The organism is Kribbella lupini (genome assembly GCF_039529595.1).
In the GTDB taxonomy this organism is placed as follows: domain Bacteria; phylum Actinomycetota; class Actinomycetes; order Propionibacteriales; family Kribbellaceae; genus Kribbella; species Kribbella lupini.
Genome location: NZ_BAAANC010000002.1, coordinates 517,488 through 537,148, shown reverse-complemented (window position 1 = coordinate 537,148; position 19,661 = coordinate 517,488). Strand labels below are relative to the sequence as shown.

Sequence of the window (19,661 nt, the reverse complement as noted above, 5' to 3'; positions counted from 1 at the left end):
GCTCAGCGGCTCCATGAGCCTCGCTGGCTCGGGACCCCGGGCGCCTGGCAAGGTATGGCGGACCGGGTGAGAGGAGGACCGCTGGTGGCGGACGTGTTCGCCGGACGGTTCGAGCTGATCGACCCGATCGGGGCCGGTGGGACCGGGGCGGTCTGGCGGGCGTGGGATCGCCGGCTGGAGCGGCTGTGCGCGGCCAAGGTGCTGCGCCAGCGGCATGCCGGCGCGCTGCTGCGCTTCGTCCGCGAGCAGGGTGTGCGGCTCGACCACCCGAACATCCTCAGCCCGTACAGCTGGGCCGCCGACGACGACCAGGCGCTGCTCGCGATGGACCTCGTCGGTGGAGGTGCCGTCAGCAACCTCCTCGCCGACTTCGGTCCGCTCCCGGACCGGTACGCCGCCGAGCTTCTCGCTCAGCTCCTCGGTGCTCTGGTCCAGGTGCACGCCGCCGGGCTGGTCCACCGCGACATCAAGCCCGCCAACCTGCTGCTCGAAGCCACCGGCACCAACCCGCCCGTACTCCGCCTGAGCGACTTCGGCATCGCCCTGTCGTTGGGCGAACCGCGCCTCACCCACCAAGGCGCCCTGATCGGGACGCCCGGCTATCTCGCCCCAGAAACCCTCGCCGGCTCACCGCCTGCCGTCGCACAAGACCTGTACGCCGTGGGTGTCACCGCCTGGCAGCTGCTGACCGGCGAGGAGCCGCCCACGACGCACCCGCTCCCCACACCTGCCAATCCCACCCCGGTGTGGGATCTGGTCAAGCCCCTCCTGGCAGCCGACCCCGCCGACCGTCCTTCCGCCGAGTCAGCCCTGGCTGCCCTCGCTCCACTCCTCGCCGACCCACTCGAAACCCCAGCCCGCACCCCGGACCAGGAGCCCATCGAGGTCTTCGACCACCTGCCCGCTGTCCCTGCCGCCTACAAGCACCTCGTAGCTGTCACACCGGCCCAGTCGCCTGCTGACGCCGAGCACAGCCAGACCCCACCTCGCCCAACAGTTGCTGCGCTAATCCCACGAACCACCGACAGCCCAGAGGCCATACCAGGCGGAGCCACCGGCGCCGGGCTGAGTCGAGCTGCTTGGTCGAAGCTGGGGCGGCGGCGGGTGCTGGTTGGAGTTGTGGGGGTGTTGGTGGTGGCGGGTGTTGGAGGCGGGTTGTTGCTGGAGGCGCGACCCCACCGGGGGACACCTTCGTCGGGGGATTCTTCGGTCGGTCCGACTCCGACGCCCAGCCGGACTCCGTCGGAGACGCCGCCGGTGGTGCCGACCGGGCCGGTGACTCGGGTGCCCAATGCCGCGGTGACCGTGGGTGCAGCGTGTGGCTGGCAGGAGGCCGGGAGCGTGGAGACGACTGCTGACGGCACCCGGGTTGAGTGCCGCCAGCAGGGGAAGACCTATCGGTGGATCAAGGCCGGTTAGGGCCGTTGCCGTAGGGAGGCTGGCCACCGGGCCCGGCCGGGGGCCGAGGATAGCCAGGGTTCTGCGGGTACGTCGGCGGCGCTGCGGGCTTGCGGCGACGGAGGAGCACGGTCGCGAGGATGACCGCCAGGGCGACGAGGAGAGAAGCACCGGCGATGATCCACGGGAGGTTGGACGAGTCCGACGGCGGGCTCGGCGGCGTGACCTCGGCAGTCGTGCTCGACGACGGGGTGGGCTCGGTGGACGTCGGGGTGGCCGACGGCGTCTCGGTGGGAGTCTCGCCGGAGGAGACGCCGTACTCGGGCCCGGCGATCTTGTCACCCGCGACGGCGACGTCGATGGTGAGCGGGACACCGCCGGCAGGGGCGTCTCCGAAGGCCACGCCGAGGCCGGCGACGATGTAGTACCAGCCGTCGACGCTCGCCTTGCGGAGGTCGGAGTTGTTCGCGTTGCGGTTCAGGTAGACCGCGCGCGGGGTCGCGATCGGCTTCCCGTTGGTCGGGAGGACCTTGGTGCTGCCCGTGTACGCCGTGGTGTCGAACTTGATCTCCGCCCGCACCGGGCTGAACAGCCCGGTCCGGATGTTCGCCGTCGCGCCGTCCGGCCGTCCGCCGAAGGTGACCCGGTACGCCAGGCCCTGACCCCAGTCCAGCTTGACCCGGTAGAACAGCTGCTCGCCGTAGTAGATCGTCTCGCCGTACCGGCCGGGTCCGCCGAGCGTCGTCGCCTCGTTGAACGACCCGCCGCCGCGCACTGCGCGGACCCCACCGGCCGGCGGCTGCGCGAAGTCGACCAGGCTGGTCTGCGCCGGCTCACCGAGGCTGCCGGTGACCGGCGGCTCGATCCGCAGCTGCAGCTCGACCGGGACCCGGTCGGTGCCACCGTCACGGGCGTCGCGGGTCACGCGGAACACGTACTTGCCCGGCACGCTGCAGGCCTTCGTCTTCGACGATCCGGCGACCGTGCCGTTCCAGCTGAGCAGCGTGGTCAGCGAGCCGCCGTCCTTGGCCCGGGTGTTCAGCTCGCGCTGCCGCTCGTAGCAGTCGGCGCCGTTCGGGCCGGTGATCCTGATGTCGAGCACCTCGATGCTGCGCGGGTTGCCGCGCGGGAAGACCGTGGTGGCCGCGAAGTACGCCGTTTCGCCGGCCTTCAGGTCGGCGGCGTAGAAGCGTTCCTCGACCGGGTCGATGGTGTCCAGGTACTGCCCCGGGGTGACCGTCGGCGCCGTGAACGGGTCGCCGGTGCCGGTGATCGGCTTGCCCGTCGGCTCGTAGTGCCGCAGGGCGCGCTCGGTCACGCGGCCCAGTACGCCGAGCAGCGAGTCGGCGTCCGCGGCGTCGTGGTACGTGCCGCCGGTGTTCTGCGCGATGCAGGCCAGCTGGGCGCGGGCCTTCGCGTCGACCCGGAAGCCGATCGTGTGCACGTGCAGGTCGACGCCCTGCTGGTGCAGCTCCTTCGCGACCTCGCAGGGCTGCGGCGGAGCGCAGGTGTCCTCGCCGTCGGAGACGAGCACGACCGAGCGCTGGCCCTCCTTCGGCAGCTGCGCGGCCGCCGTCCGCAGGGCCTGGCCGATCGGCGTGTACCCGCTGGCCTTGGTCGCCGCGACCGCGCGTTTGAGGGCCGGCTTGTTCACCGCGCCGACCGGCTGGACGACGCGGACGTCCTTGCAGCCGGCCGCCTTCTCCGCACCGCTCGACCCCGTGCCCGCGCCGTAGATCGCGAGGCCGACCTGCGCCTGGGCGGGCAGCCCGTCGACCATCGAGCCGACGGCCCGCTTGGCGGCGTCCATCCGGGTGCCGCTGCCGCCGGCGTCGCGGGCGGTCATCGAGCCGGAGGAGTCGAGCACGACCATCACCGGCGACAGCTCGCCCTCGGCGGCCGCGGGCGCGGCGTTCACGAATGTTAACGCGGCGGCCAGGGCGGTCAGCGTCGCGAGGGCGGCGGTCCGTCGTATCATGAGGCTCTCCAGGGGATGCGGGCGGTCACGAGGAAGAACTTACCGTTTGCATTCGCAATTTGCAAACACTAATCCGGAGGTGTGGTGAGCGACGCGCACGAGCGCAACCTCGAGCTCCAGCAGCAGTGGTACGGCGAACCGCTGGGTGCCCGCTTCCGGCGGTTGCTCGACCGGCTCGCCCTGTCGCAGGCCCAGCTCGCCGGCGTCCTCGGCCTGTCGGCGCCGATGCTGTCACAGCTGATGTCCGGGCAGCGGGCCAAGATCAGCAACCCCGCGGTCCTGTCGCGGGTGCTGCGGCTCGAGGCGATGGTCGCCGAGCCGGGGTGGGACGCAACTCCGGCGACCGAGCGAGAGCGGCGACTGGACGAAGTGCGCGCGGCGAAGCAGACGACGCTCACGGTCGATCCGGGCCGCGAAGGCCGCCAGGGGGCGACCGATCCCGTGGCGGTCATCCAGTCGCTGCTGCGCGATCTCGCGTCGGCCTCCGAGCTGGAAGGGGCGGCGAAGCTGCTCGACGAGCCCTACCCAGAGCTGGCCGAGGCGCTGCGCGTGCTGGGCGCCGGCCGCACGCAGGACGCCCGGGCGTACTACGCGAAGCTCACCGCCCGCAGGTAGTTGCCCACCGCAACGGCGAGGCAAGTGGTCCAGTGCCGCGCTCGCGGATTGGATCTTCAGTGGCCGGCGGTCAGGCCACAGGCTGGGAGCGTCAGCGGCGCTTCCGCGCCGGACGAGAGGAGCTTTGCCATGGCGTCGTCCGTGCTCGACATGTCGGTGTCCCTCGACGGGTACATCGCCGATCTCGACGACTACCTCGGTGGTGAGGACGACCACCGGCTGCACAACTGGCCGGAGGGGAAGTTCCTCGACGAGTGGAGCGCCTGCGGCGCGGTGGTTGCCGGGCGGCGGACCGCCGAGCTGATGGATCACTGGGGCGGTTCCCACAACGGCGCGCCGATCTTCGTGCCGAGTCATCGGCCGCCGAGTCCTGCCGCGCGCTGGGGGTATCCGCTGGTGACCTACGTCCGGGAGGGGATCGTCAGCGCGATGGAGCAGGCGAAGGCCGCGGCCGGCGGCAAGAACGTGCAGGTGCGGGGCGGGTACACCGGGCAGCGCGCGCTCGAGGCCGGCGTACTGGACGAGATCCAGGTGCACCAGATTCCCGTGCTGCTCGGCGGGGGGCACCGGTTGTTCGACGTACTGCCGAGTGAGATCGAGCTCGAGATCGTTCGCGTGATCGACACTCCCGAGGCCACGCATCTGCGGTACCGGGTACGCCGGTAATCACGGCGTGACGCCGACCTCGGGGAGGCCGGGGATGCGGGCTGTTGCCGTCGTGAGCGTGTAGTGGTCGTCGGCCTCGTCGAGGGTGGCGAGGAGACGGGTGCCGTCGGCCAGGACGACCGTCCACAGGCCGGCCGGCTCGTTGTCGCCGTACAGGACCATCGCCTGGAAGTGCTGGGCGAAACGGGTGGCGAACTCCGCGTGGTCGATCGGGCGGGCTCGGTTGGTGTCGACGCCGACGGTGAGCGTGGTGGCGAAGTGGCCCTCGACGGGTTCGAAGGTGCAGAAGGTCGCGAACACGAGGTCCTGCGGTACGTCGCGGAGCTCGGCGTCGACGCGGTCGGCGGGAGCGACGAACAGGTCGGCCTCGGGGACCGCGAAGGTGTCGAGCAGGAACGACCGGAGGTCCGGCGTCCCGACGGCGCGTGACGAGAGCAGGTCGTAGCCTTCGCCGCTCATCGGATCGCGGCGAACAGGTGCTTGTCGGCGACCTGGCCAAGGACGGCAACCTCGGCGAAGCCGGCGGTCCGCTGGAGCCAACCGGTCCAGTCAACTGCTAGCTGCGACATGGTCGCAAGACTAGAACCACTGGCTGGATTCTCCGCTGCCAGGGGCGTGCCAGCCCTGGGGGTTCACCTGCTCCTGCCGGGGGCCCGGCTCGGCCGGGACCGGAGGGAGGAGAGGAGGGGGAGGAGGTGCGAGTGGCCCGGGCCGGTAGGCCGGCGGTCCGCCGTACGGGAGTGGTTGCTGGGTGTACGGACTGGGCGGCGCGAACGGCCCGGTGTGGGCCGATGGGCGGTGCGCGGCGAGGCGTTCGAGCTCGCGGCGGCGCCGTTCGGCCAGTACTGCGGAGAGGAACGCCGGGGAGCTGATCGGCACGGGCGGCCCGGGGGCGGTGAGGCCGCCGACCTTGAAGGCCAGGGCGTCGCCGAGTGCGATCTGCGCCGCGGGCTCCAGCTCCCTGTAGCGGGCCAGGTACTCACGCGACGTGTTGGCGAGGTCGTCCGAGAGGCGCGAGAGCTCCAGAGACTGCGCCCACTGGACGAGGTGCCCGGGGACGAACAGCGGCGGGGACGCCATCGGCTGGTGGCGTTCACGAATGACGACCGTGCCGGCGACCATGTCGCCGATCCGCTTGCCCTGCTTGTTCATCAGGCTCGCGACGATCCCCGGCCCGGCCGCGAACCACGGCGCGAAGTCGACGAAGATCCACAGCAGCGACCGCACCAGCGCGTGCCGGAACCGGATCGAGCTGCCGTCGTCGCGGACCACGCGCAGCCCGAGCAGCATCTTGCCGATCGTCCTGCCGCGGGTCAGCGTCTCCATCACGACCCGGTAGCCGACCAGGACGAGCAGCAGGACGACGAACACCAGCGCGGCGCCGAGCGCCTCGCTCGCCCCACCGAGCAGGAACCCGAACAGCGTCAGGAACAGGATCACCAGCACGATCACCTGCAGCGTGAAGTCGATCGCGCACGCCAGCGCCCGGGTCGGCATCCGGGCGATCCGCACCTGGAGGACAACCGCTTCCCCCGTGACCAGCTGAGCCACCCTCGCCCCCTCCCACAACTCCCGAGACAGCTAGTGTCGCCCATCCCAGGTCATTCGACCCCGGAATGCGCGACACTCGACGAGGGCAGAACGACCGGAAAGGCGGGGGGATGGACGTCGAGGCGTACGTGTCGGTCCACCAGCCGCAGTGGGACCGCCTGGCGCTGCTCACTCGCCGTCAGCGCCGGTTGACCGGTGCGGAGGCCGAGGAGCTGGTGCAGCTCTACCAGCGCGTCGGCACTCACATGGCCGCGCTGCGAGCAGCCGGTGCCGACCCGGTGACGGTCGGTCGCCTGTCCGGCCTGATCGCCGACGCGCGCGGTGCGGTGACCGGTGCGCAGGCTCCTGTCTGGCGCGACATCTCCCGGTACTTCCTGGTCAGCTTCCCCGCGGCGCTCTACGTGTCGCGGCGCTGGTGGCTCACCATCGGACTGCTGTTCTACCTGGTTGCCGCCTGGGTCGCGTGGCGGATCCTGGTCAACCCGGAGGTGCTGGGCTCGCTCGCGCCGCCGGAGGCGATCCAGCAGATGGTCGACAAGGACTTCGCGTCGTACTACTCCGAGAACCCGGCGCAGGACTTCGCGCTGCGGGTCTGGATCAACAACGCGACGATCTGCGCGGCGGTGCTCGCGATCGGCGTCCTGATCGTCCCGGTCGCGTTCGTGCTGTGGAGCAACGCGACCAACCTGGGCGTCGCCGCGGGCATCATGATCGGGCACGACAAGGGCGACGTCTTCTTCGGCCTGATCACGCCGCACGGCCTGCTCGAGCTGACCGCGGTGTTCGTCGCCTCGGCCGCCGGGCTCCGCCTCGGCTGGTCCTGGATCGCGCCCGGCCCGCGGACCCGCATGCAAGCACTGGCGCAGACCGGTCGCGCGACGGTCGGGATGGCGATCGGCCTGGCGGTGATCCTGCTGATCACCGGCATGATCGAAGCCTTCGTGACGCCGTCGCCGCTGCCGACCGCCGTCCGGGTCGGGATCGGGGTCGTCGTCGAGGTCGCGTTCTTCGTCTACGTGTGGACGCTCGGGCGGCGCGCCGTACGGGCCGGTGAGTACGGCGACGTCGAGGAAGTCGACCGCGAGGCGAGCGCGCCGGTGTCGGCCTGATCGTTTGCGACTGGGTACGTGGTCCTGAGGACGGGGAACCTCCGCCCGCGTCGTGAGGAGCAGGATGAGAACCGCCAGTCAGGCCCAGAACAGCAAGGTGTACGACTACGCCATCACCGTTGGCTTGATCGCGTACGGCGTCGTGTACCTGCTGGTCGCGTGGATCGCGCTCCAGCTCGCCTGGGGCAAGTCGTCAGAGGAAGCGTCCCAGCAGGGCGCGCTGCAGGAGCTCGCCGACAAGCCGCTCGGCACGGTGTTGCTGTGGGTCGTCGCGCTGGGACTGTTCGCGCTGGTGATCTGGAAGGCACTCGAGCTGGCCTACGGTCACTTGGACACCGAGAAGAAGGTCTCCTCCGGTGGCCGGCTCGCGATGTACCTGTTCCTCGGGATCAGCGCCGTCAGGGTCGCCGTCGGATCGGGTGGATCGGGCAAGAGCGGCCAGCAGTCGATGACCGCCAAGCTGATGGAGAACGGTGCCGGTCGCGTGCTCGTCGTTCTGATCGGACTCGTCATCGTCGGCGTCGGCGTTCGCCAGCTGTACAAGGCGTACAAGACGAAGTTCACCGAGGACCTGGTCGGTGGGGTCTCCAGGACCACGATCCGGCTCGGCCGCGTCGGGTACGCCGCCAAGGGCGTCGCGTTCTTCATCGTCGGCGCGCTGTTCGCCTGGGCCGCCATCGACTACGACCCGAGCAAGGCCGGTGGGCTCGACACCGCGATGCGCACGATCAAGGACCAGCCGTTCGGGACGGTCCTGCTGACGATCATGGCCCTCGGCCTGGCGTGCTTCGGCGTCTACTGCTTCAGCTGGTCCCGCAACGCCAGGCACTGAAGGCCGTCTCACCTCTCACCAGGAACGCTCTCACCGAAAGTCATTGACGGGTCATCGAAACTCTTCGGGAACGAAACTCCGTAAATCGTTGACACGAACCAGCTCATTGGTGTGGCTTTCTCTCTAAACGAGGCGCTCTGGTGAGAGGTGCGTGGCGGGATGAGGAAGTGGTTCGCGGGGCTGGCGGCGGTGGCGCTGCTGGCGGTGGGGACGGCGCCGGCGCAGGCGGCGGAGCCGGACAAGCCCAAGGTCGTGCGGGTGGGCACGACGCAGTCGATGGACTCGATGAACCCGTTCCTCGCGGTGCGGCTGGTGTCCACGTCGATCCACCGGTGGACGTACGGGTTCCTGACCGTGCCGGACGCGAAGACGTTGCAGCCGAGCCCCGACCTGGCCGAGTCCTGGACGACCTCGCCGGACGGGTTGACCTGGACGTTCAAGATCCGCCAGGCCAAGTGGTCCGACGGGCAGCCGATCACGGCCGACGACGCGGCCTGGACGTTCACCAAGATGATGACCGACGACGGCGCCAAGACCGCCAACGGTCCGGCGGTGGAGAACTTCGCGAGCGTCACCGCGGCCGGCCAGGACCTGACCATCAAGCTCAAGTCGCCGCAGGCCTCGATGCTGGACAACCCGGTGCCGATCGTGCCCAAGCACGTGTGGGAGAAGGTCGGCGACATCGCCAAGTACGACGCGGAGACGTACCCCGCGGTGACCAGCGGCCCGTACATCCCGGTCGAGCACAAGAAGGACCAGTACGTGAAGCTCAAGGCCAACCCCGACTACTGGCGGGGCGCGCCGAAGATCGACGAGCTGCAGGTGATCTTCTACGACAACCCCGCGGCCGCGGTGGTCGGCCTGAAGAAGGGCGACATCGACCTGCTCGGCCGGCTGGCGCCGCCGGACTTCGAGGCGCTCAAGGGCGACGCGAACGTCGTGCAGTGGAACAACGAGGGCCGGCGCGCGTCGTACCTGCAGATCAACCACGGGGCGACCACCAGCGACAACAAGCCGATCGGTGACGGGCACCCGGCGCTGAAGGACCCGAAGGTCCGGCAGGCGCTGCACTACGCGATCGACAAGCAGAAGCTCGTCGACGAGGTGCAGAACGGTCTGGCCAAGCCGGCCGACGGATCGATCGTGCCGCCGATGTACAAGGACTTCTTCTGGCAGGCCGAGGGCGAGAAGAAGATCGGCTTCGACCTGACCAAGGCGAACCAGATCCTCGATGCCGCCGGCTACAAGAAGGGGGCCGACGGCATCAGAACGATGCCGGACGGGTCGCGCAAGCTGCAGTTCCGGTTCAGCATCCACACCGACACCCCGATCGAGGACAAGCTCGCGGAGTACCTGACCGGCTGGTTCAAGGAGCTCGGCATCACGCTGACCACCAAGCGGCTGGACTCGAGCAAGTTCACCGAGGAGACCGGTACGACGGCCCTGTTCGACATCGCGATCAGCGGCTGGTCGGTCAACCCGGACCCCGAGGAGGTGCTGGCCACGCACCTGTGCAGCCGGCGCCCGACCGCGTCCGGCGAGGGCGGCGGGACCGAGTCGTTCTACTGCGACCCGCAGTTCGAGCAGCTCTACCAGCAGCAGCTGAAGGAGCTCGACCGGCCCAAGCGCGCCGGGATCATCAAGCAGATGCAGGAGCGGCTCTACACCGACGCACCGGTGATCGCGCTGTACTACCCGAACGACCTCGAGGGCTACCGCAAGGACCGGATCGCCAGCATCACGCCGATCCCCGAGGACAACGGCATCCTGTACGGCGGCTCGGGCTACTGGCCGTTCTACACGGTCGAGGCGGTCACGGCCGACGCCTCCGACGAGGGCGGCTCGAACACCGGCGTCTTCGTCGGTGTGGGCATCGGCGTGATCGTGCTGGCCGGGATCGCGTTCTTCCTGCTCCGGCGCCGCAGCGGCGTCGCGGACGACCGCGAATGACCGTCGCCCCGTCCGCCACCCAGGAGCTGGAGGAGGCCCCGGTTCGCAACGGGATGCTGCGCTACGCCCTGAGCAAGGCGGGCGGGGCGGTGCTCAGCATCTCGATGGTGATCGTGGCGACGTTCTTCCTGTTCCGGCTGCTGCCGGGTGACCCGGTCCGCGCCCTGGCGCAGGGCCGGAACATGACGCCGGAGCAGCTCGACCTGGAGCGGCACCGGCTCGGGCTGGACAAGTCGTTGCCCGAGCAGTTCTTCCAGTTCGTCAAGCAGACCGTGCAGTTCGACCTCGGGACGTCGTACGAGTACAAACGGCCGGTGCTCGACCTGATCGGTGAGCGGATCGGGTCGACGCTGCTGCTCACCGGTACGGCGTTGGTGATGGCCGTCAGCCTCGGGATCTGGCAGGGCGCCCGCGCCGGCTGGAAACCGGGCAGCCGGTTCGACAAGTTCTCGACCGCGATCTCCCTGGTGCTGTGGTCGGTGCCGACGTTCTGGCTCGGGCTCCTGCTGCTGATGGTGTTCGCGGCCGGCGTCGGGCCGATCCCGGGGATCTTCCCGACCCGCGGGATCGAGAGCGTCGACGCGCCGGACGGGTTCGCCTACGTCCTCGACGTCGCCAAGCACATGGTGCTGCCGTGCCTCACGATGGTGGCCGTCGTCTACGCGCAGTACCTGCTGGTGATGCGGTCCTCGGTGCTCGACGAGGTCGGCCAGGACTACGTCACCACGGCGCGCGCCAAGGGGCTCAAGGACGACGACGTACGCCGCAAGCACGCCGTACCGAACGCGCTGCTGCCGACCGTGACGCTGGTCTTCATGCGGATCGGGTTCGTGGTCGGCGGCGCGGTCACCGTCGAGGCGATCTTCAGCTGGCCGGGCCTCGGGCAACTGTTCTACGAGGCGATCCGGGTGCCGGACTTCACCTTGATGCAGGGCACGTTCCTGCTGATCACGGTGTCGGTGATCGTGATGAACACGCTCGCCGACGTCGTCTACCACCTGCTCGACCCGAGGGTGAGGTCCGCATGAGTGTCACCTGGACCCGGCGGAAGCGTTCCCTGCAACGGTTCTGGACCGATTTCCGGCACCACCGGGCCGGAGTCGTCGGCCTGGCGATCCTGCTGGTCGCCGTACTGCTCGCGGTGATCGCGCCGCTGTTCATCGACGCCGGCGTGACCAACGTGGTCAGCGGGACCGGCGAGAAGATGGCGCCGCCGAGCTGGGACGCGCCGCTCGGCACCGACGAGTCCGGCCGGTCGGTGCTGCTGATGGTCTGGTGGGGTTCGCGGACCTCGCTGCTGATCGGTTTCCTCGCCGCGCTGCTGAGCATGGTGATCGGGACCGTGCTGGGCATCGTCGCCGGACACTTCCGCGGCTGGATCGGCGCGATCGTACTGCGGATCACCGACTGGTTCCTGGTGCTGCCGTCGCTGGTCACGGCGCTCGTACTGGCGGCGATCCTGGGCGGCAGCACGGCGACCATCGTCGTCGCGATCGGCGTGACCTCGTGGCCGTCGACCGCCCGGCTGATCCGGGCCCAGACCCTCGCGGTCGAGGCCCGGCCGTACATCGAACGATCGACCGCGCTCGGCGGCGGCCACTGGCACATCACCACCCGGCATGTGCTGCCGAACGTCGCACCGTTGCTCCTGGCAAGTACCACGCTCGAGGTCGCGAGCGCGATCGTCACCGAGTCCACGCTGGCCTTCCTCGGCATCAGCGCCAACAAGACGTCCTGGGGGACCATGCTGCGCGGCTCGTACGACTGGGGTGCGGCGACGTCGGGCGCGTGGTGGTACATCCTCGTGCCGGGCCTGTGCATCGTGGCCGTGGTGATGGCGTTCACGCTGTGCGGCCGCGCGTTGGAGACGGTGCTGAACCCGAGACTGCGAGGCGCGCGATGAGCCTGCTCGAGCTGGACGACGTGTCGGTCACGTACAAGATCGCGGGCGGTGAGGTGCCCGCCGTACGCGGTGTCTCGCTGGCTCTGGACGCCGGTGAGGCGCTGGGGGTCGTCGGGGAGTCGGGGTCGGGCAAGTCGTCGCTGGCGATGGCGATCCTGCGGCTGCTGCCGCGCGATGCCCGCGTGGGTGGGCGGATTCTGCTCAAGGGCGACGACGTGCTGACGATGTCGTGGGGGAAGCTGCGCGCGGTCCGGTGGGCCGAGGCGTCGATCGTGTTCCAGGGCGCCCAGCACGGGCTCAACCCCGTACGGCGGATCGGCGAGCAGATCGCCGAGCCGTTGCTGGTGCACAAGCTGGCCGGGCCGGAGAAGGCGCGGCGGCGGGTCGCCGAGCTGCTCGATCAGGTCGGCCTGCCGGCCTGGCGGGCGCGGAGCTACCCGCACGAACTGAGTGGTGGCCAACGGCAACGAGTCATGATCGCCATGGCACTGGCCTGCGAGCCGCGGCTCATCATCGCCGACGAGCCGACGACCGCGCTGGACGTGATGGTCCAGGCCCAGGTGCTGACGCTGATCCGCGAACTGGTCGCGGCCGAGGACATCGCGCTGCTGATGATCTCGCACGACCTGTCCGTCCTGGCCGATCTCTGCGACCGGCTCGCGGTGATGTACGCCGGGCGCGTGGTCGAGACCGGCCCGTCGAGCGGTGCGTTCGCGCATCCGTACAGCCGCGCGCTGTCGGCCGCGTTCCCGACGATCGGGGACCCGGCGTCGCGGCTCGCGCCGAAGGGGCTCGGGGGGGATCCGCCGGATCCCGCGGCGCTGCCGTCGGGGTGCGTCTTCCATCCGCGGTGCGCGGTGGCGCTGGAGACCTGCTCGACGGTGGACATCGAGCTGCGGCCGGCGGGCGACCGTCGTACGGCGGCCTGCGTGCTGGTGGGGGAGAGCTGATGCTGGAGGCAAGGAACCTGTCCGTCGAGTTCGCGGCGCGCGGCCGGCGGGCGCGGGCTGTCGACGGGGTCAACCTCGCCGTTGGTGCGGGCGAGATCGTCGCGCTGGTTGGTGAGTCCGGGTGCGGGAAGACGACGCTTGCGCGGACGCTGCTCGGGTTGGAGAAGCCTGCGGGTGGTGAGGTTTTCTACGACGGGAAGCCGTTGAGCTACAAGGCTCGGGAGCTGAAGGCGTACCGGCGACGCGTGCAGCTGGTGCTGCAGGATCCGACCGGGTCGCTCAATCCGCGGCAGACCGTGTACGAAGCGGTTGCCGAGGGCCCCCGGATCCACAAGCTGCCCGACGAGGAGAAGATCGTCGCCGACGCGCTGTCCCGCGCCGGGCTCCGGCCACCCGAACGCTTCTTCCTGCGCTACCCCCACGAGCTGTCCGGCGGGCAGCGCCAGCGCGTGGTCATCGCGGGCGCTTTGGCGCTCAACCCTCAGGTCCTGATCGCCGACGAGCCGGTCGCTTCCCTCGATGCCTCGGTCCGCGGGGAGATTCTCGCGCTGCTGCTGAAGCTTCGTGACGAGCTCGGGCTGTCCGCGCTGGTCGTCACGCACGACCTCGGGCTGGCCTGGAACATCGCCGACCGGGTCGCGGTGATGTACCTCGGGCGGATCGTCGAGTCTGGCCCGACCGAGCAGGTGCTGCAGAACCCGCAGCACCCGTACACGAAGGCGCTGCTCTCGGTCCTGCCCGAGTCGCCCGAGAAGATCGTCCTCACCGGCGAACCACCGGACCCGACCCGCATCCCGTCCGGCTGCCGTTTCCACCCGCGCTGCCAGGTCGTCGTCGCGGAGTGCCGTACCGAGCCTTTGGCGATCCTGCCCGCCCGAGAGTCGCAGCAGGCCGCGTGCCACCTCCTTAAGCTGGACGGGTGAGAATCCACTCGGTCAACCGCGACACCCAGCACCACTTCAGCAAGCCGCCGGTGCCCGAGATCACGCTGATCGAGGGCCTCGGCGTCGAAGGCGACGCGCACGCGGGCGCCACCGTCCAGCACCTCCACCTGGTCAAGGTCGACGCGGCGGCGCCCAACCTCCGCCAGGTCCACCTGATCCAGTCCGAGCTGTTCGCCGTACTGGCCGAGGCCGGTTACGAGGTGGGCGCCGGTGACCTCGGCGAGAACATCACCACGTCGGGCGTCGACCTCCTCAACCTGCCCACTGGCACCGAGCTCCACCTGGGCGACACCGCGGTCGTCACGCTGACCGGCCTTCGCAACCCGTGCAGCCAGATCAACAAGTTCCGCAAGGGGTTGCTGAAGACGATGCTCCACAAGGACGCCGCCGGAGAGGTCGTCCGCCTGACCGGCGTGATGTCCGTGGTGAACCACGGCGGCGTCGTCCGCCCGGGGGACCAGCTGAAGGTCGTCTACCCGGACGGCCCGCACCAGCCACTCGACCTGGTCTAGAGCCGGCCGGCCTTCTTCAACGCCAGGTAGGTGTCGGCCAAGGCGGGGGCGATCTGGTCCGGGTTCTCGTCGACGACCGTGACGCCGGCCCGGGTGAGGACGGCGGTGACGCGTTCGCGGTCGAGGCGGGAGCGGGCGGCGGAGGCGGCGCCGTACAGCTCGATCAGGTCGGAGCGGGCGGACTCGAGCTCGTCGAGGCGAGGGTCGGCGACAGAGGCCAGGACGACCACGTGGCGGCGTAGGAGCGGACCGATGACGGGGAGCAGGGACTCCTCGATGACGGCAGGCTCCAGGCCTGTCAGGAGGACGACGAGCGAGCGCTGGCCGAGGCGTTCGAGGGTCTGCGAGACGACGACACGGAAGTCGGTCTGGACCAGCTCGGCGTCGACGGTGGCCAGGGCGTTGACGAACGACGGGAGCACGTCCTCCGGCGCAGGACGCCGTACGTCGGCCCGCACGGCCGAGTCGCAAGCCAGCAAGGACACCCGGTCACCCGCACGAGTCGCCAGCGCCGCGAGCAGCAGCGCGGCGTCCATCGCGTGGTCGAGGCGCGGGGCGTCGCCGACGCGGCCGGCGGACATCCGGCCGGAGTCGATGACGATGGCGACCTGCCGGTCCCGCTCCGGCCGCCAGGTCCGCAGTACGACGCTGCTACGCCGCGCAGTGGCCCGCCAGTCGATGCTGCGGACGTCGTCGCCCGGCACGTAGTCCCGCAGCGAGTCGAACTCCGTCCCCTGCCCACGGACGAGGAGAGCGGTCCGCCCGTCCAGCTCACGCAGCCGAGCCAGTCGCGACGGCAGGTGCTTGCGGCTGTTGAACGGCGGCAACGCACGCACAGTCCACGGCGCCTCGTGCGACCCCTGGCGGCCGGCAAAGCCCAGCGGCCCGATCGACCGGATGGTCACCCGGTACGCCTTGCGGTCACCACGCCGAGTCGGCACCAGATGCGTGACCAGCCGCCGCCGCTCACCACCTGGCAGGTCCAGCTTGTGCGGCGGATCCTGTACGCCGGCCGACGGCGGCCAGGCGTCCCGCAGCAACCCCCTGACCCGCCGACCCGGGTTGGCGACCATCAGCGTCACCGAAGCCGGCTGCCCGAGCCTCACGGCGGTGTCCCCGTCCCTGCTGAGCTGCAGCCGCCGCGGCGACCCGGCCAGCAGCAGGTCGACCAGGCACACCAGCAGCACGACAGCGACCACCACACCGACGCCCGACCAGCTCGGCATCGCCAGTGCGACGAAGAGAACTCCCAAGCCGGCCAGCACACCGGCCCGGCCAGTGACAACCATCAGCGTGGTACCGGAACCGTGGCGAGCACGCTCTCCAGCACGGCGTCTGCGGTGACGCCCTCCAGCTCGGCCTCCGGCCGGATCTGCACCCGGTGCCGCAGGCAAGGACGGGCCATCGCCTTCACGTCGTCAGGGATCACGTAGTCGCGCCCCGACAACCAGGCCCAAGCCCGAGCGACCGCCAGCAACGCAGTGGCCCCACGTGGCGACACCCCGAGCTGCAGCGACGGCGACTGCCGGGTCGCCCGGCACAGGTCGACCACGTACGCCAGCAGGTCCTCCCGTACGGCGACCCGCCGTACGGCGGCCTGCCCGGCGAGCAGGTCCTCCGGTCCGGCCACCGGCCGGATCCCCGCGGCGACCAGGTCGCGCGGGTCGAATCCCTGCGCGTGCCTGGCCAGTACGGCGATCTCCGCGTCCCGCGGCGGGATGTCCAGCGTCACCTTGAGCAGGAACCGGTCCAGCTGCGCCTCGGGCAACGGGTACGTGCCCTCGTACTCGATCGGGTTCTGGGTGGCGGCCACCACGAACGGCGACGGCAGCTTGCGCGGTTCGCCGTCGACGGTGACCTGCCGCTCCTCCATCGCCTCCAGCAGCGCGGCCTGGGTCTTCGGCGGTGTCCGGTTGATCTCGTCGGCCAGCAGGATGTTGGTGAACACCGGCCCGGGCCGGAACTCGAACTCGCTGGTCTTCGCGTCGTACACCAGCGACCCGGTGACGTCACCCGGCATCAGGTCCGGCGTGAACTGCACCCGCTTGGTCTCCAGCCGCATCGCCATCGACAGCGCCCGCACCATCAGCGTCTTCGCCGTACCGGGCACGCCCTCGAGCAGCACGTGGCCACGGCAGAGCAGCGCCAGCACCAGGGCGGTCACCGCGGTGTCCTGGCCGACGACAGCCTTGCCGATCTCCGTCCGCAGCTCGACCAGCGCCTGGCGCGCCCGCTCGGGGCTCACCTCAGCGGTCATGTGTGCCTCGGCCGTCACGGGCTACCTCCTGGGTCAGTACTTGCAGTGCGTCGGACAGGGAAAGCAGAGCGGGGTCGTCGACCGGAGGCCCGCCGTAGAGGATGTCGTACAGCATGGCCGGGTCCAGACCGGTCCGCGCGGCCAGTGCGGTGACCACAGCGGTCGGCTCGGCGCGCCGGGGGATGCCGTGGACCTTGTAGATCGTGCCGAGCGCAGACTCGCGCAGTGCGGCGGCCGCACGGTCCCGAGCCCGTGAACGCCGGTAGAGCCGAGCCCTGCCCTCAGTGGTCTCAGCAGCGTGGACGACGACCGGCAGCGGCTCCGGTACGACGGGACCGAGCCGCCGGCCGCGCCAGAGCGCCACCACGAACACGGCGAAGGCCAGCGCCCAGGCGACGTACCGGACGTCCGGTGGGATCAGCGGCGGGCCGTCGTCTTTGCCGGCGTCGTCGAAGCTGGAGGACTCGTACTGCGGGAGATACCAGACCAGCTCCGGGTGCGTACCGAGCAGGTTGAGGGCCAGGGCCGCGTTGCCGTCCTCGGCCAGTTGGGAGTTGGTGAACGTCTGCTGCGTGCCGATCACGTCGACGATCCGGCCGTCCCGCTCCAGCCGGACCACCGTGGCGTTGACCCCGTCGCCGTAGCAGGTCTCGGCCTCCGGCGGTGCCGTGTACGTCGTACCTCTGACCGTCACAGTGCCTGCCTTGACGGCAGCGGGCAGGTCGCAGTTGGGGGAGCGGCTACCGGCGGGCAGCGTGGAGCTGGCGTTCTCGATGCCTGGAGCAAGCACCTGCAGCGCCTCGCGGTCCGGGCGGACGAGGATCAGGTGGTCCCAGCGCGACGACGCGATCCGCCGCCAGTCGCTGCTGCTGAGGCTTCCGGACGGCCCGATCAACAGGGCCCGGTCGGAGCCGCTGCCGACGGCGTCGTCCAGGCTCTCCGTGCCGGTCACCTGGACGCCGTGGTCCTCCAGCAGCGTCGCGAGTGCTTTCGCGCCACTGCTCTCGGTCGGTTCGGGGCTGAAGGGACCTGAGGTCCGTGCGGCCGTCGCGACCATCAGGACGATCACACCGAGCACGATCGCGCCGGTGACGAGCAGGGGGATCCGCAGCGCCCGCCAGCCCTCGCCGACGCTTCGGCCGACCGGTGTGCTCATCCCTGGACCAGCGCCCTGGTGGAGACGTGGCGAGCCGCCTCGTCCGCGGCGACGACGGCGGCGTAGCGCTCCGGCGTACCGGGTCGGTTGCCGTAGACAACCTCGGTGAAGACGTCCGCGGCCGGGCGCAGTGGGTCACGCAAAGCCGGTACGGCGCGGCCCGCGTCGGCCACAGCCTCGTACGCCGTCCGGCCCGCCCGTTCGTCCAGCACAGTGCGCTCGGTCAGCTCAGCCACACAGGCGCGGAACCTGCTGCGGACCGCGGCCGTGTAGTCGCCGGCTGCGGCCTCCTGCTCAGCCTGCGAGCGGTACTGCGCCGCACTGCGTGGGCGCTCGGTGTCGAACACCGTCTGGCTGGCCTTGCTGCCAGAGGTCCGTAGTACTCCGGCTCGCCAGAGCACGACCACCACGATCAGCGCGATCAGTCCGAACAGCAGGATCAGTCCGGTCCGGCCGTTGGTGCTCGGACTCACCAGGCCGTCCAGCAGGTCAGTGATCCACTCGAGCACCTTCTGGACCGCCCTGCTGACCAGGGAGTCGCCGGCCTGGCCGTAGACCGGTTTGGACAGCTCGTGGGCCGCCTCGGCGGCGGCGTCCTCCCGGCTGATGTCCACCGGCGGTTCGAAAGGAATCAACGTTGCCACTCCGTCGGTCCGGGCACGGTCGGCCGCAGGGAGGGCCGCATCCACAGGTCGAGGCCTTCACGGCGTACGCGCAGGTCCAGGTAGATCAGGGCCTGGACGGCGGACATGAAGGCCAGGCTGGCGATGAGGGTGGCCACCGTGGCGGTACCGGCCGCGGCGGCGACCGCGATGCCGACGACGAGCGCGGCGTCACCGCCGCTGCTGTCGACCCAGCTGCCCAGTGTCAGCACCAGGGTGGTCACGCCGAACTGCAAGGCGTAGCTGACGATGTTGACGACCACGCCGCCGAACAGCAGCACTCCGAAGACCCGCCAGAACCTGCCCTTGACCAGGTACCAGGAGCGCTTCAGCGAGCCGAAGACACCGACGCGGGCCGGTACGTACAGGCCGATGTCGGGTGCGTGCTTGCCCTCCATCAGCACCACCGTCCCGGCCAGCACCAGGCGGATGCCGAAGATGATCACCAGCACCGCACCGACCAGGATCAGCACGATCGAGACCAGTCCGGCCGCGTCCGACGAGATGGCCGCGTCCGCACCGAGCCCGATGCCGAAGACACTCAGCCCCCAACCGGCCAGCAGTACGACGAACGACAGGGACTGCAGCAGGCCGACCGCGGCCAGTGCGGGTAGAGCAGGGCGGACCAGCCGCAGCAGCTCGCGTGGACCGAGCCGCCGGCCCAGCTGACTGCGCACCGCGGCCAGCGCGATGATGCCGGCGAGCATGCTCGACACCACCGCGAAGAGGACCAGCTGCACGCCGTACATGAGCAGCATGGCGGCACCGGCCTGCTCCAGCGGGTCGTCCTCGCCGAACAGCGCGCCGATCCCGCCCGGCACCGTCAGCTGGGTCAGACCGGCCTGTACGGCGGCCAGCGCGATCCCCGCCAGCACCGGCAGGCCCAGCATGATCGCTTTGTTCTCCGAGATGGTCCGGGCCGCGTTGTCCAGCAGGTCGGCCGGCAGCCAGGGCCGCAGCGGCTCACCGCCGTCCTCCCGTACGCCGAGGTCGTCGCGCACGCCGTGCCTCCCCTCGCGTCCCCGCCCCGGGTTGTCCCCCGGGCACGACTTGCACCATGATCACCCCCCGGGCGGTCCACGGACCCGCATTGGCGGCGGCTCGCACGGCGATCCGGCGTGTGCACTACCTGGGGAATGGGACACTATCCGTAGTGCGGCCGCGGGTCGCACCACCTG

At 70.3% G+C, this 19,661-nt stretch carries 19 protein-coding genes; 11 read left to right on the top strand and 8 right to left on the bottom strand.

Annotated elements, in window-relative coordinates; translation table 11 throughout:
• The first annotated feature begins 84 nt into the window (after nt 1–84).
• Nucleotides 85–1,419, top strand: a complete 1,335-nt coding sequence (locus tag ABD235_RS15735) for a serine/threonine-protein kinase (RefSeq protein WP_344174845.1) — start codon at nt 85–87, stop codon at nt 1,417–1,419.
• On the opposite strand, the gene ABD235_RS15730 is transcribed toward ABD235_RS15735, so the two are convergent.
• Nucleotides 1,406–3,376 (bottom strand): vWA domain-containing protein, encoded by a 1,971-nt coding sequence (locus ABD235_RS15730; RefSeq protein WP_344174843.1) that lies wholly within the window; start codon nt 3,374–3,376, stop codon nt 1,406–1,408. The two genes, ABD235_RS15735 and ABD235_RS15730, sit on opposite strands and share 14 nt — an antisense overlap.
• 84 nt (nt 3,377–3,460) lie before the next feature.
• Between ABD235_RS15730 and ABD235_RS15725 the strand changes: the two genes are divergently transcribed.
• Nucleotides 3,461–3,991: a helix-turn-helix domain-containing protein gene (locus ABD235_RS15725; RefSeq protein ID WP_344174842.1), complete on the top strand. Its 531-nt coding sequence runs from the start codon at nt 3,461–3,463 to the stop codon at nt 3,989–3,991.
• Nucleotides 3,992–4,120: 129 nt separating this feature from the next.
• Nucleotides 4,121–4,657, top strand: a complete 537-nt coding sequence (locus ABD235_RS15720) for a dihydrofolate reductase family protein (RefSeq protein ID WP_344174841.1) — start codon at nt 4,121–4,123, stop codon at nt 4,655–4,657.
• Here ABD235_RS15720 and ABD235_RS15715 read toward each other — a convergent pair whose 3' ends face one another.
• Nucleotides 4,658–5,116: a hypothetical protein gene (locus ABD235_RS15715; protein ID WP_344174838.1), complete on the bottom strand. Its 459-nt coding sequence runs from the start codon at nt 5,114–5,116 to the stop codon at nt 4,658–4,660. It lies immediately after the preceding gene.
• A 120-nt stretch (nt 5,117–5,236) separates the two neighbouring features.
• Nucleotides 5,237–6,208 (bottom strand): RDD family protein, encoded by a 972-nt coding sequence (locus ABD235_RS15710; protein ID WP_344174836.1) that lies wholly within the window; start codon nt 6,206–6,208, stop codon nt 5,237–5,239.
• A gap of 110 nt (nt 6,209–6,318) precedes the next feature.
• On the opposite strand from ABD235_RS15710, the gene ABD235_RS15705 reads away from it, so the two are divergent.
• The 8 genes from ABD235_RS15705 to ABD235_RS15670 all read left to right on the top strand — a co-directional run bounded on the left by ABD235_RS15705 (nt 6,319) and on the right by ABD235_RS15670 (nt 14,408).
• Nucleotides 6,319–7,317, top strand: a complete 999-nt coding sequence (locus tag ABD235_RS15705) for a stage II sporulation protein M (RefSeq protein WP_344174834.1) — start codon at nt 6,319–6,321, stop codon at nt 7,315–7,317.
• Nucleotides 7,318–7,381: 64 nt separating this feature from the next.
• A complete protein-coding gene (locus ABD235_RS15700; protein ID WP_344174831.1) occupies nt 7,382–8,149 on the top strand; it encodes a DUF1206 domain-containing protein in 768 nt (255 codons plus the stop codon).
• Nucleotides 8,150–8,308: 159 nt separating this feature from the next.
• Complete coding sequence (locus tag ABD235_RS15695) at nt 8,309–10,099, top strand: ABC transporter substrate-binding protein (RefSeq protein WP_344174828.1); 1,791 nt, start codon at nt 8,309–8,311, stop codon at nt 10,097–10,099.
• Entirely contained in the window at nt 10,096–11,127 is a 1,032-nt protein-coding gene (locus ABD235_RS15690) for an ABC transporter permease (protein WP_344174826.1), read from the top strand. Before ABD235_RS15695 ends, ABD235_RS15690 begins: the two co-directional genes overlap by 4 nt.
• Nucleotides 11,124–12,002, top strand: a complete 879-nt coding sequence (locus ABD235_RS15685) for an ABC transporter permease (RefSeq protein WP_344174824.1) — start codon at nt 11,124–11,126, stop codon at nt 12,000–12,002. The genes ABD235_RS15690 and ABD235_RS15685 overlap by 4 nt, the downstream gene beginning before the upstream one ends.
• Entirely contained in the window at nt 11,999–12,952 is a 954-nt protein-coding gene (locus tag ABD235_RS15680) for an ABC transporter ATP-binding protein (RefSeq protein ID WP_344174822.1), read from the top strand. The genes ABD235_RS15685 and ABD235_RS15680 overlap by 4 nt, the downstream gene beginning before the upstream one ends.
• The gene (locus ABD235_RS15675) at nt 12,952–13,875 is read left to right on the top strand and encodes an ABC transporter ATP-binding protein (protein WP_344174820.1); all 924 of its coding nucleotides are present in this window, start codon (nt 12,952–12,954) and stop codon (nt 13,873–13,875) included. Before ABD235_RS15680 ends, ABD235_RS15675 begins: the two co-directional genes overlap by 1 nt.
• A complete protein-coding gene (locus ABD235_RS15670; RefSeq protein WP_344174818.1) occupies nt 13,872–14,408 on the top strand; it encodes an MOSC domain-containing protein in 537 nt (178 codons plus the stop codon). The genes ABD235_RS15675 and ABD235_RS15670 overlap by 4 nt, the downstream gene beginning before the upstream one ends.
• On the opposite strand, the gene ABD235_RS15665 is transcribed toward ABD235_RS15670, so the two are convergent.
• From ABD235_RS15665 to ABD235_RS15645, 5 genes are read right to left on the bottom strand one after another with little or no spacing between them, the layout of a single operon-like run.
• Nucleotides 14,405–15,697, bottom strand: coding sequence for a DUF58 domain-containing protein (locus tag ABD235_RS15665; RefSeq protein ID WP_344174816.1), 1,293 nt, complete (start codon nt 15,695–15,697; stop codon nt 14,405–14,407). The genes ABD235_RS15670 and ABD235_RS15665 overlap by 4 nt on opposite strands.
• Entirely contained in the window at nt 15,697–16,665 is a 969-nt protein-coding gene (locus tag ABD235_RS15660) for an AAA family ATPase (RefSeq protein WP_344178662.1), read from the bottom strand. The genes ABD235_RS15665 and ABD235_RS15660 overlap by 1 nt, the downstream gene beginning before the upstream one ends.
• Complete coding sequence (locus tag ABD235_RS15655; protein ID WP_344174813.1) at nt 16,655–17,821, bottom strand: DUF4350 domain-containing protein; 1,167 nt, start codon at nt 17,819–17,821, stop codon at nt 16,655–16,657. Before ABD235_RS15655 ends, ABD235_RS15660 begins: the two co-directional genes overlap by 11 nt.
• Complete coding sequence (locus ABD235_RS15650) at nt 17,818–18,465, bottom strand: DUF4129 domain-containing protein (RefSeq protein WP_344174811.1); 648 nt, start codon at nt 18,463–18,465, stop codon at nt 17,818–17,820. The genes ABD235_RS15655 and ABD235_RS15650 overlap by 4 nt, the downstream gene beginning before the upstream one ends.
• The gene (locus tag ABD235_RS15645) at nt 18,453–19,484 is read right to left on the bottom strand and encodes a hypothetical protein (RefSeq protein WP_344174809.1); all 1,032 of its coding nucleotides are present in this window, start codon (nt 19,482–19,484) and stop codon (nt 18,453–18,455) included. The genes ABD235_RS15650 and ABD235_RS15645 overlap by 13 nt, the downstream gene beginning before the upstream one ends.
• Nucleotides 19,485–19,661 lie beyond the last annotated feature (177 nt).

Coding starts and splice junctions, on each gene's coding strand:
- ABD235_RS15730 (WP_344174843.1), bottom strand. CDS start 3,376: ATGATACGACGGACCGCCGCCCTCGCGACGCTGACCGCCCTGGCCGCC.
- ABD235_RS15720 (WP_344174841.1), top strand. CDS start 4,121: ATGGCGTCGTCCGTGCTCGACATGTCGGTGTCCCTCGACGGGTACATC.
- ABD235_RS15715 (WP_344174838.1), bottom strand. CDS start 5,116: ATGAGCGGCGAAGGCTACGACCTGCTCTCGTCACGCGCCGTCGGGACG.
- ABD235_RS15705 (WP_344174834.1), top strand. CDS start 6,319: ATGGACGTCGAGGCGTACGTGTCGGTCCACCAGCCGCAGTGGGACCGC.
- ABD235_RS15700 (WP_344174831.1), top strand. CDS start 7,382: ATGAGAACCGCCAGTCAGGCCCAGAACAGCAAGGTGTACGACTACGCC.
- ABD235_RS15695 (WP_344174828.1), top strand. CDS start 8,309: ATGAGGAAGTGGTTCGCGGGGCTGGCGGCGGTGGCGCTGCTGGCGGTG.
- ABD235_RS15690 (WP_344174826.1), top strand. CDS start 10,096: ATGACCGTCGCCCCGTCCGCCACCCAGGAGCTGGAGGAGGCCCCGGTT.
- ABD235_RS15685 (WP_344174824.1), top strand. CDS start 11,124: ATGAGTGTCACCTGGACCCGGCGGAAGCGTTCCCTGCAACGGTTCTGG.
- ABD235_RS15680 (WP_344174822.1), top strand. CDS start 11,999: ATGAGCCTGCTCGAGCTGGACGACGTGTCGGTCACGTACAAGATCGCG.
- ABD235_RS15675 (WP_344174820.1), top strand. CDS start 12,952: ATGCTGGAGGCAAGGAACCTGTCCGTCGAGTTCGCGGCGCGCGGCCGG.
- ABD235_RS15665 (WP_344174816.1), bottom strand. CDS start 15,697: ATGGTTGTCACTGGCCGGGCCGGTGTGCTGGCCGGCTTGGGAGTTCTC.
- ABD235_RS15660 (WP_344178662.1), bottom strand. CDS start 16,665: ATGACCGCTGAGGTGAGCCCCGAGCGGGCGCGCCAGGCGCTGGTCGAG.
- ABD235_RS15655 (WP_344174813.1), bottom strand. CDS start 17,821: ATGAGCACACCGGTCGGCCGAAGCGTCGGCGAGGGCTGGCGGGCGCTG.